Annotated in this window: 12 protein-coding genes; 3 read left to right on the top strand and 9 right to left on the bottom strand. The window is 71.0% G+C overall.

The genetic code is table 11. The features are described from left to right. Positions 1-57 precede the first annotated feature (57 nt). The 5 genes from pgl to tkt are packed head-to-tail and all read right to left on the bottom strand — an operon-like array spanning position 58 to position 6613. Positions 58-840, bottom strand: coding sequence for a 6-phosphogluconolactonase (pgl, locus tag ACQPWZ_RS08555; protein ID WP_433571022.1), 783 nt, complete (start codon positions 838-840; stop codon positions 58-60). Beyond that, positions 837-1838 carry a glucose-6-phosphate dehydrogenase assembly protein OpcA gene (gene opcA / locus ACQPWZ_RS08550; RefSeq protein ID WP_383239950.1) on the bottom strand — a complete coding sequence of 334 codons (1002 nt, stop codon included), beginning with the start codon at positions 1836-1838 and terminating at the stop codon, positions 837-839. Before opcA ends, pgl begins: the two co-directional genes overlap by 4 nt. Beyond that, complete coding sequence (gene zwf / locus ACQPWZ_RS08545; RefSeq protein WP_340472470.1) at positions 1835-3367, bottom strand: glucose-6-phosphate dehydrogenase; 1533 nt, start codon at positions 3365-3367, stop codon at positions 1835-1837. The genes opcA and zwf overlap by 4 nt, the downstream gene beginning before the upstream one ends. A gap of 5 nt (positions 3368-3372) precedes the next feature. Beyond that, on the bottom strand, positions 3373-4491 hold the full coding sequence (tal, locus tag ACQPWZ_RS08540) for a transaldolase (protein WP_340472469.1): 1119 nt from the start codon (positions 4489-4491) through the stop codon (positions 3373-3375). A 34-nt stretch (positions 4492-4525) separates the two neighbouring features. Next, a complete protein-coding gene (gene tkt, locus ACQPWZ_RS08535; RefSeq protein ID WP_433571021.1) occupies positions 4526-6613 on the bottom strand; it encodes a transketolase in 2088 nt (695 codons plus the stop codon). 341 nt (positions 6614-6954) lie between these two features. Here tkt and ACQPWZ_RS08530 point away from each other — a divergent pair, with 341 nt between their 5' ends. From ACQPWZ_RS08530 to ACQPWZ_RS08520, 3 genes are all read left to right on the top strand, one after another. Then, positions 6955-7929, top strand: a complete 975-nt coding sequence (locus tag ACQPWZ_RS08530; RefSeq protein WP_383235522.1) for a heme o synthase — start codon at positions 6955-6957, stop codon at positions 7927-7929. Between the two features lie 126 nt (positions 7930-8055). Beyond that, the gene (locus ACQPWZ_RS08525) at positions 8056-8388 is read left to right on the top strand and encodes a hypothetical protein (protein ID WP_340472466.1); all 333 of its coding nucleotides are present in this window, start codon (positions 8056-8058) and stop codon (positions 8386-8388) included. Between the two features lie 65 nt (positions 8389-8453). Further along, complete coding sequence (locus tag ACQPWZ_RS08520) at positions 8454-9542, top strand: amidohydrolase family protein (RefSeq protein WP_340472465.1); 1089 nt, start codon at positions 8454-8456, stop codon at positions 9540-9542. Positions 9543-9604: 62 nt separating this feature from the next. Here ACQPWZ_RS08520 and ACQPWZ_RS08515 read toward each other — a convergent pair whose 3' ends face one another. The 4 genes from ACQPWZ_RS08515 to ACQPWZ_RS08500 form a co-directional block, all read right to left on the bottom strand. Continuing rightward, positions 9605-10573 (bottom strand): COX15/CtaA family protein, encoded by a 969-nt coding sequence (locus ACQPWZ_RS08515; RefSeq protein ID WP_340472464.1) that lies wholly within the window; start codon positions 10571-10573, stop codon positions 9605-9607. A 172-nt stretch (positions 10574-10745) separates the two neighbouring features. Beyond that, complete coding sequence (locus tag ACQPWZ_RS08510) at positions 10746-11948, bottom strand: hypothetical protein (RefSeq protein ID WP_433571020.1); 1203 nt, start codon at positions 11946-11948, stop codon at positions 10746-10748. A 98-nt stretch (positions 11949-12046) separates the two neighbouring features. After that, entirely contained in the window at positions 12047-12814 is a 768-nt protein-coding gene (locus ACQPWZ_RS08505; protein WP_433571019.1) for an ABC transporter permease, read from the bottom strand. After that, positions 12814-13737 (bottom strand): ABC transporter ATP-binding protein, encoded by a 924-nt coding sequence (locus ACQPWZ_RS08500; RefSeq protein WP_433571018.1) that lies wholly within the window; start codon positions 13735-13737, stop codon positions 12814-12816. Before ACQPWZ_RS08500 ends, ACQPWZ_RS08505 begins: the two co-directional genes overlap by 1 nt. Positions 13738-13949: the final 212 nt, after the last annotated feature.

The following is a 13949-nucleotide window of genomic DNA, read 5'->3' as shown; positions in this document are numbered from 1 at the left end:
GGCCGGCGGCGGTTCGGAACAGAAGGCTCCGCAGAGCCCGTCACCTCAGGGGCGATGTCAGGGCGACGCCGGCGGGTACAGATCGCGCGGCAGCTCCGAGGCCGCCGCTCCGTCCAGCAGCCACAGTGTCCTGCTGCGGCCGTACGCACCGGCCGCGGGCGCCTGAACCTCGCCCGCGCCCGACAGAGCGATCTGCACCGCCTTGGCCTTGTCCTCGCCGGCCGCCAGCAGCCACACCTCACGGGCCGCCCGGATCGCCGGGAGGGTGAGCGTGATGCGGGTCGGCGGCGGCTTCGGCGCACCGTGCACGCCCACCACCGTGCGTTCCGTCTCCCGCACCGCCGGATGCTCCGGGAAGAGCGAGGCGACATGGGTGTCGGGGCCGACGCCCAGCATCAGGACGTCGAACCGGGGGACCGGACCGTGGTCCTCCGGACCCGCCGCGGCGGCGAGCGTGGTGGCGTACGCGGCGGCCGCGGCCTCCACGTCGCTGCCGTACGCGCCGTCCGACGGGGCCATCGCATGCACGCGGGCCGGATCCACAGGAACCCTGTCCAGCAGGGCCGCGTGGGCCTGCGTGACATTGCGCTCCGGGTCGCCGTCGGGGAGGAACCGCTCGTCCCCCCACCACAGGTCCAGCCGCCCCCAGTCGATCGCGTCGCGGGCCGGCGAGGTCCCGAGGGCGGCCAGCAGCGCATTGCCGTTGCGACCGCCTGTCAGGACCACCGACGCGGAACCGCGCGCGGCCTGGGCGTCCACGATCTTCGTGATCAGCCGGGCCGCCGCGGCCTGCGCCATCAGCTCCTTGTCGCGGTGGACGACGAGCTGCGGCGCACTCACTTCGCTGCCGCCTTCTTCGCGGGAGCCTTCTTCGCCGGGGTGGCCCCGGACTTCTCGGCCGCGATGTCCCCGCCGTCCGAGAGCCGGTGCACACCGAACCGCAGCGCCGAGGCGTAGATCTCGTCGGGGTCCAGCCGGCGAAGCTCCTCCGCGATCAGCTCGGCGGTCTCGCGCCGCTTCAGGGCCACCGCGCGATCCGGCTGCCCCTTGATGGACAGGGTGGCAAGCGAGCCGTCGGCGCGGTCCAGCACGACCGGACCGCAGGAGGTCTCCAGCCGTACGGCCGTGAGCCCGGGGCCCGCCGATCCGGAGCGCTTGACCGGTACCTTCAGCCGGTCCGCCAGCCACATGGCGAGCAGCTCGCAGCTCGGGTTGAACTCCTCGCCCTCCACCTCGACCGCGGTGACGTCGCAGGCCACCTGGTCCAGAGCGGCGGCCAGCATCGAGCGCCAGGGGGTGATCCTGGCCCAGGACAGGTCGGTGTCGCCGGGGGTGTAGGCGGCGGCGCGCGCCACGAGCTCCTTCACGGGCTCCTCGGCCGCGTAGGAGTCCGTGACCCGTCGCTGTGCGAGCGCGCCGAGCGGCTCCTTGGCCGGGTCGAGCGGCGCGTTCACCGGCCACCAGACGACGACCGGGGCGTCGGGCAGCAGGAGCGGCAGCACCACGGACTGGGCGTGGTCGATGACCTCGCCGTACAGCCGCAGGACCACTGTCTCGCCGGTGCCGGCGTCCGTGCCCACCCGCACCTCGGCGTCCAGGCGTGCCTTCGCCCGGTCGCGCGGGGAGCGCGAGACCCGCTTGATGACGACGAGCTTGCGCGAGGGGTGCTCGCGCGATGCCTCGCTGGCCGCCTTCAGCGCGTCGTAGGCGTTCTCCTCGTCGGTGACGATGACGAGGGTGAGGACCATGCCGACGGCCGGTGTGCCGATCGCCCGGCGTGCCTGCACCAGTGCTTTGTTGATCTTGCCTGATGTGGTGTCCGTGAGGTCGATCTTCATGGCCGACGCCAGCTCCGTCCGTCTCGTGCGAGCATTTCGTCCGCCTCGTCCGGCCCCCAGGTCCCAGCCTGGTACTGAGCGGGCTTGCCGTGCTTGGCCCAGTACTCCGTGACGGGGTCGAGGATCATCCAGGAGCGCTCGACCTCCTCGACCCTCGGGAAGAGGTTGGAGTCGCCGAGCAGCACGTCGAGGAGGAGGCGTTCGTACGCCTCGGGGCTGGACTCGGTGAAGGACTCGCCGTAGGCGAAGTCCATCGAGACGTCCCGTACCTCCATCGAGGTGCCCGGCACCTTCGAGCCGAACCGCAGGGTCACGCCCTCGTCCGGCTGGACGCGGATGACCAGGGCGTTCTGGCCCAGCTCCTCCGTCGCCGTGTGGTCGAAGGGCGAGTGCGGGGCGCGCTGGAAGACGACGGCGATCTCGGTGACACGCCGGCCGAGCCGCTTGCCTGTCCGCAGGTAGAACGGCACGCCGGCCCAGCGGCGGTTGTCGATCTCGAGCTTGACCGCCGCGTAGGTGTCGGTCTTCGACTTGGAGTCGATCCCGTCTTCCTGGAGGTAGCCGACGACCTTCTCGCCGCCCTGCCAGCCCTCCGCGTACTGCCCGCGGACCGTACCGGTGCCGAGGTCCTTGGGCAGCTTCACCGCGCCCAGCACCTTGGTCTTCTCGGCGGCCAGGGCGTCCGCCTCGAAGGAGGCGGGCTCCTCCATCGCGGTCAGCGCGAGGAGTTGGAGGAGGTGGTTCTGGATGACGTCACGGGCTGCGCCGATGCCGTCGTAGTAGCCGGCGCGGCCGCCGATGCCGATGTCCTCGGCCATGGTGATCTGCACATGGTCGACGTACGACCGGTTCCAGATCGGCTCGAAGAGCGTGTTGGCGAAGCGCAGGGCCAGGATGTTCTGGACCGTCTCCTTGCCGAGGTAGTGGTCGATCCGGAAGACCTCGTTGGCCGGGAAGACCTCGTGCACCACCTGGTTGAGCTCCTTGGCGGAGACCAGGTCGTGGCCGAACGGCTTCTCGATGACGGCGCGGCGCCAGGAGCCCTCCTTCTGGTCGGCGAGCCCGTGCTTCTTGAGCTGCTGGACGACCTTGGGGAAGAACTTCGGCGGGACGGACAGATAGAAGGCGAAGTTGCCGCCGGTGCCCTGCTTCTTGTCCAGGTCCTCTATGGTCGCCTTCAGCTGCTCGAAGGCGTCGTCGTCGTCGAAGTCGCCCTGGACGAAGCGCATCCCCTGGATGAGCTGCTGCCAGACCTCCTCACGGAAGGGGGTGCGGGCGTGCGCCTTGACGGCGTCGTGCACCTCCTGGGCGAAGTCCTCGTCGTGCCACTCGCGCCGGGCGAACCCGACGAGGGAGAAGCCCGGCGGGAGCAGTCCCCGGTTGGCCAGGTCGTAGACGGCGGGCATCAGCTTTTTACGGGACAAATCGCCCGTGACACCGAAAATGACCAGGCCCGACGGCCCCGCGATACGCGGGAGCCGTCGGTCTGCGGGGTCACGAAGCGGATTGGCTTCGTACGTACCGGACAAGGTGGTCAGCCCTCCGAAGGGGCGAGGCGCTTGAGTTCGGCCTCGGTCGACTTGAGCAGGTCGTTCCAGGACGCCTCGAACTTCTCGACGCCCTCGTCCTCGAGCAGCTGCACGACGTCGTCGTACTTGATGCCGAGCTTCTCGACAGCCTCGATGTCGGCGCGCGCGTCGTCGTAGGTGCCGCGCACCGTGTCACCGGTGATCTGGCCGTGGTCGGCCACGGCCTCCATGGTCGCCTCCGGCATGGTGTTCACCGTGCCCGGCGCGACCAGCTCGTCGACGTACAGCGTGTCCTTGTACGCCTTGTCCTTGACGCCGGTCGAGGCCCACAGCGGACGCTGCTTGTTGGCCTGCGCCTTGTCGAGCGCGGCCCAGCGGTCGGAGGAGAAGACCTCCTCGAACGCCTCGTAGGCCAGCCGCGCGTTGGCCAGGGCGGCCTTGCCGCGCGCCTGCTCGGCCTCCGGGGTGCCCAGCGCGTCCAGCCGCTTGTCGATCTCGGTGTCCACCCGGGACACGAAGAACGACGCCACCGAATGGATCTTCGACAGGTCGAGTCCGCGCTCCTTGGCCTGCTCCAGGCCGGAGATGTACGCGTCCATGACCTCGCGGTAGCGCTCCAGCGAGAAGATCAGCGTCACATTGACGCTGATGCCGCGGCCGATGGTCTCGGTGATCGCCGGCAGGCCCGCCTTGGTGGCCGGGATCTTGATGAGCGTGTTGGGCCGGTCCACCAGCCAGGCGAGCTGCCTGGCCTCGGCGACGGTGGCCCGGGTGTTGTGCGCCAGGCGCGGGTCGACCTCGATGGAGACCCGGCCGTCCTGGCCCTGCGTCGCGTCGTAGACCGGACGCAGGATGTCGGCGGCGTCACGGACGTCGGCCGTCGTGATCATGCGCAGGGCTTCCTCGACGGTCACCTTGCGGGCCGCGAGGTCGGCGAGCTGCTGGTCGTAGCCGTCGCCCTGCGAGATCGCCTTCTGGAAGATCGACGGGTTGGTGGTGACGCCCACCACGTGCTGCTGGTCGATCAGTTCGGCGAGATTGCCGGACGTGATCCGCTTGCGTGACAGGTCGTCGAGCCAGATCGCGACGCCTTCGTCGGAGAGGCGCTTGAGTGCGTCTGTCATGAGAGTTGCATCTCCTACTTGTCGTGTACCGGCGTCAGCGTGCGGCGGCTTCGAGAGATTCCCGCGCGGCCCTGGCGACATTGTCGGCAGTGAAGCCGAACTCGCGGAAGAGAACCTTGCCGTCCGCCGAAGCGCCGAAGTGCTCCAGCGAAACGATGCGGCCGGCATCACCGACGAAGCGGTGCCAGGTGAGTCCGATACCGGCCTCGACCGCCACCCGTGCCCGTACGGCGGGCGGCAGCACCGAGTCCCGGTACGCCTGGTCCTGCTCCTCGAACCACTCGACCGACGGCATCGAGACCACCCGGGTCGGGATGCCCGCGGCCTGGAGCTGCTCGCGCGCCCCGACGGCCAGCTGGACCTCGGAGCCGGTGCCGATCAGGACGACCTGGGGCTCGCCGCCCTCGGCGTCGAAGAGGACGTAACCGCCGCGCGCGGCATCCTCGTTGCGCTCGTAGGTCGGCACACCCTGCCGGGTCAGTGCCAGACCGTGCGGGGCGCCCTTGCCGAACTCCTTGGTCCAGCGGCGCATGATCTCGCGCCACGCGATCGCGGTCTCGTTGGCGTCCGCCGGACGGACGACATTCAGACCGGGGATGGCGCGCAGCGACGCCAGGTGCTCGACCGGCTGGTGCGTCGGGCCGTCCTCGCCGAGACCGATCGAGTCGTGCGTCCACACGTAGGTGACCGGCAGGTGCATCAGGGCCGACAGCCGCACCGCGTTGCGCATGTAGTCGGAGAACACCAGGAAGGTGCCGCCGTACACACGGGTGTTGCCGTGCAGCGTGATGCCGTTCATGACGGCGGCCATCGCGTGCTCACGGATGCCGAAGTGGATCGTGCGGCCGTACGGGTCGGCGCCCGGCAGCGGGTTGCCCACGGGCAGGAACGACGACGTCTTGTCGATCGTCGTGTTGTTCGAGCCCGCCAGGTCCGCGGAACCGCCCCACAGCTCGGGGACGACCGCGCCCAGCGCCTGAAGGATCTTGCCGGAGGCCGCGCGGGTGGCGACACCCTTGCCGGTCTCGAAGTCGGGGAGCTTCTCCTCCCAGCCGGCGGGCAGCTCGGTCGAGCGGATCCGGTCGAACTCCGCGGCACGCTCCGGATTCGCGGTGCGCCATGCGGCGAAGGTCTTCTCCCACTCGCCACGGGCCTCACGGCCGCGGTCGAGCGCCCCGCGGGTGTGGGCGATGACCTCGTCGGAGACCTCGAAGCTCTTCTCCGGGTCGAAGCCGAGGACGCGCTTGGTGGCCGCGACCTCATCGTCGCCGAGCGCCGAGCCGTGCGCGGCCTCGGTGTTCTGTGCGTGCGGGGCCGGCCAGGCGATGATCGAGCGCGCCGCGATGAAGGAGGGACGCTCGGTCTCGGCCTTGGCGGCCTGGAGGGCCCGGTAGAGGCCGGCCGGGTCGAGGTCGCCGCTCGGCAGCTGCTCGACGCGCTGGACGTGCCAGCCGTACGCCTCGTAGCGCTTGAGGGTGTCCTCGGAGACGGCCGTCTCCGTGTCGCCCTCGATGGAGATGTGGTTGTCGTCCCACAGCAGCACCAGGTTGCCCAGCTTCTGGTGCCCGGCCAGCGAGGACGCCTCCGAGGAGATGCCCTCCTGGAGGCAGCCGTCACCGGCGATGGCCCAGATGGTGTGGTCGAACGGGGAGGTGCCGGGGGCGGCGTCCGGGTCGAACAGACCGCGCTCGTAGCGGGCGGCCATGGCCATGCCCACCGCGTTGGCGACACCCTGGCCGAGCGGGCCGGTCGTCGTCTCGACGCCGGGGGTGTGTCCGTACTCCGGGTGTCCGGGGGTCCTCGAACCCCAGGTCCTGAAGGCCTTGAGGTCGTCGAGTTCCAGGCCGTAACCGGCCAGGTAGAGCTGGATGTAGAGGGTCAGCGACGAGTGACCGGCGGACAGGACGAACCGGTCACGGCCGGTCCAGTCCGGGTCGGCCGGGTCGTGCTGCATCAGCTTCTGGAACAGGACGTACGCGGCGGGCGCGAGGCTCATGGCCGTACCGGGGTGGCCGTTGCCGACCTTCTGTACGGAATCCATGGCCAGGACGCGGACGGTATCGACGGCCCGCTGGTCCAGATCGGTCCACTCGAGGTCTGTGGTGGTCGGCTTGGTGCTCACCCTGAGTCAGGGCTCCTCTCCACATGTCGTATCCCGGTGACGACGGAAGCACCGGGCGTTGTCGAGCCTACCCCCGGAACAACGCGCACCTTTTCGAGTGCATGCCTTTCACAAAATCGGACACAGCCAGGGTGCAGCCCCCGGGACGACTTCGCCTCCCGGCGGCCTGCTCGACGCGCTTCGACGACCTATACGCACAGGCCCGGGTCGCTGCTCAACACGACGCCACCCCCGTGCGGGACGACGTATGGGCAACGTCTAGAGTGGCGTGGTACGCGCAAGTCTTTACCGGGCCCTTTCTCCTTGCCCGGGCTTGCAAGGAGTCTCTGTCAGGGGTGTGCGTGACGGCCGTCGAATCCCGTCCAGCGGGTGGTGGCACCGCCCATGCCGTCGAGACCGCGGGGGAGTTCCGCAGGAACCGCGGTCACCGGCCGTTCGGGGCCCGGGTCAAGGCCTTCGTGGCGTTGACCAAGCCACGGATCATTGAACTGCTGCTGATCACCACGGTGCCGGTGATGTTCCTGGCCGCTCAGGACGTGCCCGACCTGTGGCTGGTGCTCACCACCTGTGTCGGCGGCTATCTCTCCGCGGGTGGCGCGAACGCGCTCAACATGTACATCGACCGCGACATCGACGCCCTGATGGACCGTACGTCGCAGCGGCCCCTGGTGACCGGCATGGTGTCGCCGCGCGAGGGACTGGTCTTCGGGCTCACCCTCACGGTGGTCTCCACCCTCTGGTTCGGACTGCTCGTCAACTGGCTGTCAGCGGCGCTCTCGCTCGGCGCGCTCCTCTTCTACGTCATCGTCTACACGATGATCCTGAAGCGGCGCACCGCGCAGAACATCGTGTGGGGCGGCATCGCCGGCTGCATGCCGGTCCTGATCGGCTGGTCCGCCGTCACCAACTCGGTGTCCTGGGCCGCGCTCATCCTCTTCCTCGTCATCTTCTTCTGGACGCCGCCGCACTACTGGCCGCTGTCGATGAAGGTGAAGGAGGACTATGCGCGCGTGGGTGTGCCGATGCTCCCGGTCGTCGCCTCCAACAAGGTGGTGGCCCGCCAGATCGTCCTCTACAGCTGGGTGATGGTCGCGGTCTCCCTGCTGCTCACCCCGCTCGGCTACACCGGATGGTTCTACACGGTGGTGGCGCTGGCGGCCGGCGGCTGGTGGCTGTGGGAGGCACACGCGCTCCAGTCACGGGCCAAGGCCGAGGTGATGGGCGGCAAGCTCAAGGAGATGCGGCTCTTCCACTGGTCCATCACCTATGTCTCGCTGCTGTTCGTGGCGGTCGCGGTGGACCCCTTCCTGCGCTAGACCCCTTCCTGCGCCGGAGCATTTCCTGCGCAGGACCCCTTTCTTCCTGTGTCGGCCCCCTGCCGTGGCCCATGCCACGTGCACCCGCCGTGGCCGGTGCCGACTACCCGCGAGTAGCATCGCCCCATGGCAGACACGCAGCAGGCAGACAGCCAGGTGGAGCGCAAGGCGGCCCGGATCGCCAAGCAGATCGGCGCCTTCGCCAAGGCGCACGGCGGCGCCGACGGGACCATCGAGTACCTCGGCCAGGCGGGCACCCGGATCGTGCTCATCGGCGAGGACGGCGAATGGGGCGACCTCGTGGCGCCGAACCACGCGATCGCGGCCGCCGCCGCCGAGAAGGCCGGCCTCACCCTCCACGACTCCTTCGACGGTGAGCTGGCCGCCAAGGTCCGCACAGGGCCGTACGAGTGGAGCCGTATGGCGGGCATCCAGGTCGGCGGTCCTTCCAACGGCTGAGCAACACCTCGCCGGGGTGTCACCCGTTAGGACTGTGGAAACACGGTCCACGACTGGGAGCCCGGATGATCGACACCCCGACCCTCGTGGACCAGTACTGCCACGGGGTGCTCCGCACCGAGCTCGGTCTCGGCACCTTCGAGGCGCATCTGGGCCGCACCGCAGGACCGCCCGCGCCGGGCACGACCTTCTTCGACACCCAGACGGGGTTCGCCGTCCGGCGCTGGTGCCCACCCCTGCTGGGGCTCGAACCGCACTGCCCGCCTGCCCGCTATCTCGCCCGGCGCCGTGAGCTCGGGGTGCTGGAGGCGGGCAGACGGCTGCTGAGAGGCAGCGGCATCTCCACCTATCTGGTGGACACCGGACTGCCGGGGGATCTCACCGGGCCGCCGGAGATTGCCGCCGCCGGCGCGGCCGAGGCCCGCGAGATCGTACGGCTCGAACTCCTCGCCGAACAGGTCGCCGACACCTCGGGCACCGTCGAGGGCTTCCTCGCCAACCTCGCCGAAGCCGTCCACGGCGCCGCCGCGTCCGCCGTGGCCTTCACCTCTGTCGCCGCCGTGTGCCACGGGCTCGCCCTCGCGCCGGAGCCTCCGGGCCCCGGCGAGGTGCGCGGGGCGGTCGGGCGCTGGCTGGCCGCGCGCCAGGTCGGCGGCACACTCACCGACCCCGTCCTCGTGCGGCACGTGCTGTGGATCGCCGTCGCCTCCGGGCTGCCGCTCCAGCTCCATGTGGGTGTGGAGGACCCGATGCTGCTGGCGAGTTTCGCCGCCGCGACCGCGGGGCTCGGAACCGACCTCGTGCTGCTGCACGGCTATCCGTACCACCGCCACGCGGCCCATCTGGCGAGTGTCTTCCCCCATGTGTACGCGGACCTCGGACCGGCGCTCGTGCACACGGGCGCCCGGGCGGCCGCCGTACTGGCGGAGATCCTGGAGCTCGCGCCGTTCGGCAAGCTGCTGTTCTCCAGCGGCGCGCGGGGGCTGCCCGAGCTGCATGTGGTGGGCGCCAGGATCTTCAGGGAGTCGCTGGCGCGGGTGCTCGGCGACTGGGTCGGCGACGGTGCGTGGTCCCGGACCGACGCCCAGCGGGTGGCGACGATGATCTCTTCGGCCAACGCCCGCCGTGTCTACGGGCTGCTGGACGCGGTGTGATCAGCAGGCCCCGACCTGAGAAGCAGGTGGTGAGTCCGTAGAAGCCGGCGGTGAGTCCGTGCTCAGGCGCGGGACAGCGCCACGTCGCCCTGGGCCGGGATCTCCGCCGTCGGCTGCGGACGCTCCCGCAGGCTGAGCGCGAGGCGCACTACCGCGATCCACATCAGCGCGGACCCGAGCATGTGCGCCGCGACCAGGGCCTCGGGGACCTGGGTGAAGTACTGGACGTAGCCGATGACGCCCTGTGCCAGGAGCACCAGCAGCAGGTCGCGGGCGCGGGCCCGGGTGTCGTCGGGGGCGTCCACGACCCGCAGCACCAGCCACATGGCGAGCGCCAGCGCGCAGACCACCCAGGCCGCGATCGCGTGGACGTGTGCGGCGTCCACCCAGTCCCACGGCATGCGCGGGACGTCGCTGCTGTCACCGGCGTGCTTGCCGGAACCGGTCACCGAGGTGCCCAGCGCGATCAGCAGTGCGGAGGTGACGACGATGGCCCAGGACAGCCTGCGGACCGGGCGCGGGACCCGCGGACGCGGTGCGGTGTCGCCCTCGCCGGCCCGGTGCCAGGTGATCACCGCGACGGTGAGCAGTGCGTTGGCGGCCAGGAAGTGCCCCGCCACGGTCCACGGGTTGAGGCCCGCCCACACCGTGATGCCGCCCAGCACCGCGTTGCTCGCCACGATCCAGAACTGTGCCCACCCGAGCCGGGTCAGCCCGCGGCGCCGCGGCTTCGTGGAGCGCGCCGCGATGATGGCCCAGCCGACCGCGGCCGACAGGACGTAGGTCAGCATCCGGTTGCCGAACTCGATCGCGCCGTGCAGGCCCTGCTCGGGTGTGGCGAAGAGGCTGTCGTCCGTGCACTTGGGCCAGGTGTCGCAGCCGAGACCGGAGCCGGTCAGGCGGACCGCGCCACCCGTGACGATGATGACCACGCTCATGACGACGGCGGAGAGCGCGGCGCGCCGGAGAGTCCTGGGGGTGGGCGTCCAGCGTCGGGCGATGAGGGCGAGGGGGGTTTGCACGGGCACCATGGTAGGCGGGGCCTTGTGCATGCATTCACGAGGGTCGGCCTCGCGTGCCGGAACGAGCGGATATGGGCGTGCACGTGCAGAGGGGGCTGCTGGTTCCGCGTGCGCCGGACGGCAGGCGCGTCGGGTCGCGGGGGCGCCGGGTGTCAGGACGCCGGCAGCGGGTGCGGGGGTGTCAGGGCGCGTCCGCAGGAGGTCCGGCGCCTGCCTCGGGCCGGGCCGCCTCCAGGTCCGGGGCGCCCCGCGCTCCCGTCCCCGGTGCCCGGTCCGGCTCCGGGCCGTACGTCCGGCGGAAGCGCGACCCGTCGAGGTGGTCCTCCTCCTCCCACCACACGGCGATCCGCCACGACGCCGCCGGGCCCGGACGCGCGGGGGAGTGCAGGAACGCATCGGTCAGCTCCTGGCCCACGGCCGCCGCACTGCGGTCGGTCACCGCGTCCATGCCCCGCCACGGGTACTCCATCGGGACCCAGGGCCCGCCCTCCGCGCCGCGGATGTCGAACCGCCACACCGCTCGCCACGACCGGGCCCGCAGCATCCGGCGTACCTCGGCGGGGTCCAGGTCCAGCCCCTCGGCGATGGTGTCCGGTTCGGCGCCCTCGATACGGGCGGCCACCACCGCCAGCGGGTGCAGCCGGCCGGGCAGCAGGTCCTCGGACCGCAGCCGCGTCAGGCCGCCCTTGAACGGGCAGCGCCGCAACCGCCGCTCCAGCTGGTCCCCCAGATGCTCCAGCGTCGCCGCCTGCAGACTCTCCCGCACCTGCGCACCCGACCACAGCTCGTGGTACTCCCGCTCCGCCCGCACGGCCCAGGCCGCGGCCTCCACCGGATCGCCGAGCTCCTCCAGCCGGTCGCCGAGGAAGGCATGGGCCTGGGCCAGGCCCTCCCGGTTCTGCGGGTCCGACAGATCGAGGCTCTCCCAGACCTTGATCGCGCGGTGGACGGCCGCGAGAGCGGCGATGCCGTCCGCGCGGGCCTCGACCGGAGGCCGGTCGCCGACCGGCTGGAAGGCGTAGCGCGGCAGCCCCAGTTCGTCGCTGAGGGGTTCGGCGAGATAGACGGCCTGGCTGATCAGGGCCCTGGCGTACCAGCGGGCGTGCTCCGGGTCGTGCACGGCAGGCTCGGCACACGTCCGTACGGCCTCGTGCACGGCGATCAGCGCGTCCGCGCGGCGGCCGGTGTCGAAGTGGTGCCGGGCCAGATCTCCGTAGCGCAGACTCAGCCGGGCGGTGAGCGGGAGATCGTGTGCGGCGTGCGGGGTGAGGGCGGCGATCAGCTCGATCAGCATCCGCTCACGTTCGTCCGGCGACACCCCGGCTCTGCCGGATCTGACCTTCGTCCACTCCGCGTCGAGTCGGAGTGCGGCAGTCCGTTCCATCGAGGCCTCCCACGCGCTGATCTTCGCAGCCATACTGGCGCGTGGGTCAGTACCTACGGAAGACGCGGGTCACTTCCGGCACCGGGGAAAGCGGCGCGTCACTCCCAGCGGAACCAGCGGGCCGCCGCGCCGAGCCCGAGCACCGACCAGACGGCGAGGATGCCCAGATCGCCCCACGGCAGCGACGCGCCGTGCTGGAGCACATCGCGCAGCCCGTCGGAGAGAGCCGAGATCGGCAGCAGGGCGAGCACCGACTCGACGCCGTCGGGGAACCGGTCCAGCGGCACGATCACCCCGCCGCCCACCAGCAGCAGCAGGAAGACCAGATTCGCGGCGGCGAGGGTCGCCTCGGCCCGCAGGGTTCCGGCCATCAGCAGTCCGAGGCCCGAGAAGGCGACGGTGCCGAGGACGAGCAGCAGCAGGACGGAGAGGGGGTCCCCCTGCGGGGACCAGCCGAGGGCGAAGGCGATCACCGTCAGCAGGGCGACCTGGAGAACCTCGGTGGCGAGGACGGAGAGCGTCTTGGCGCTCAGCAGGGCCCAGCGGGGCAGCGGCGAGGCGCCGAGCCGCTTGAGCACTCCGTAGCGCCGCTCGAAGCCGGTGGCGATGGCCTGGCCGGTGAAGGCGGTGGACATCACGGCGAGCGCGAGCACACCGGGGGCGAGGAAGTCGACGGGCTCACCCGCGCCGGTGTCGATGATGCCGACGGTCGAGAACAGCACCAGCACGAGCGAGGGGATGACCACGGTGAGCAGCAGCTGTTCGCCGTTGCGCAGCAGCATCTTCGTCTCGAACGCGGCCTGCGCCCCGATCATCCGGACCAGCGGCGCGGCACCCGGCCGCGGTGCGTATGTACCGGCGCTCATCAGCGCAGCTCCTTGCCGGTCAGCTCCAGGAAGACATCCTCGAGGGTGTGGCGCTCGACCGAGATGCCGTCCGGCATCACCCCGTGCTGGGCGCACCAGGACGTGACGGTCGCCAGCAGCTGCGGGTCGACCTGGCCGGTTATCCGGTACGCGCCGGGCGTCAGCTCGACCGCCTCGGTGCCGTCGGGCAGCGCCTTCAGCAGCGAGCCGACGTCGAGGCCGGGCCGGCCGGTGAAGCGCAGGGTGTTCTCGGCCCCGCCCCGGCACAACTGCTCGGGACTGCCCTGGGCGATGATCCGGCCCGCGTCGACGATCGCGACATTGTCGGCGAGGGCCTCGGCCTCGTCCATGAAGTGGGTGGTCAGCACGGTGGAGACGCCGTCGGCGCGCAGTTCGCGCACCAGGTCCCACGTGGAGCGCCGGGCCTGCGGGTCGAGGCCCGCGGTCGGCTCGTCGAGGAAGAGCAGCTCGGGGCGGCCGACGACGGCCATCGCCAGCGCAAGCCGCTGCTGCTGTCCGCCCGAGAGGCGCCGGTAGGACGTACGGCCGCAGCTGCCGAGGCCGAGCCGCTCGATCAGGGCGTCCACGTCGAGCGGGTGGGCGTGCAGCTTCGCCATGTGGCGCAGCATCTCCTCGGCGCGTGCGCCGGAGTAGACCCCGCCGGACTGGAGCATCACGCCGATCCGGGGGCGCAGGTCCGCGGCGTCGGCGATCGGGTCGAGCCCGAGGACCCGGACCGTGCCGCCGTCGGGGCGGCGGTAGCCCTCGCACGTCTCGATGGTGGTGGTCTTGCCGGCACCGTTGGGGCCGAGGACAGCGGTCACCAAGCCCTGGGGGACCTCGAGATCGAGGCCGTCCACGGCCGTCCTGGATCCGTACCGCTTGACCAGGCCCCGGATCTGGACGGCGGGCTCGCTTCGCATGCCGGAAGTCTAGGCGGGCCGTGGGGCGGCTCGGGGAGCGGGTCCGAAGACGTACCGGATCGAGCCGGGCATCGCCTGACCCGGGTACCTCCGTCTGCGTTTCCTGACCGATTCCGGCGTAACTTTCGCTGAATACGATCAAGGTCGACCAGTGCTTTTCCGAGGCGCCGAATTCCGGAGAACGACCAGCTCAGAGCGGGTCCGGGCGCTCC

Origin of the sequence: Streptomyces sp. CA-251247 (assembly GCF_050952975.1) — a bacterium.
GTDB lineage: Bacteria > Actinomycetota > Actinomycetes > Streptomycetales > Streptomycetaceae > Streptomyces > Streptomyces achmelvichensis.
This window is presented reverse-complemented; position numbering and strand designations above follow the sequence as displayed.

Bases quoted from the DNA above. Each gene is read 5' to 3' on its own strand.
- ACQPWZ_RS08510 (WP_433571020.1), bottom strand. From the start codon at position 11,948: ATGGAACGGACTGCCGCACTCCGACTCGACGCGGAGTGGACGAAGGTC.
- ACQPWZ_RS08515 (WP_340472464.1), bottom strand. From the start codon at position 10,573: ATGGTGCCCGTGCAAACCCCCCTCGCCCTCATCGCCCGACGCTGGACG.
- ACQPWZ_RS08520 (WP_340472465.1), top strand. From the start codon at position 8,454: ATGATCGACACCCCGACCCTCGTGGACCAGTACTGCCACGGGGTGCTC.
- ACQPWZ_RS08525 (WP_340472466.1), top strand. From the start codon at position 8,056: ATGGCAGACACGCAGCAGGCAGACAGCCAGGTGGAGCGCAAGGCGGCC.
- ACQPWZ_RS08505 (WP_433571019.1), bottom strand. From the start codon at position 12,814: ATGAGCGCCGGTACATACGCACCGCGGCCGGGTGCCGCGCCGCTGGTC.
- tal (WP_340472469.1), bottom strand. From the start codon at position 4,491: ATGACAGACGCACTCAAGCGCCTCTCCGACGAAGGCGTCGCGATCTGG.
- opcA (WP_383239950.1), bottom strand. From the start codon at position 1,838: ATGAAGATCGACCTCACGGACACCACATCAGGCAAGATCAACAAAGCA.
- ACQPWZ_RS08500 (WP_433571018.1), bottom strand. From the start codon at position 13,737: ATGCGAAGCGAGCCCGCCGTCCAGATCCGGGGCCTGGTCAAGCGGTAC.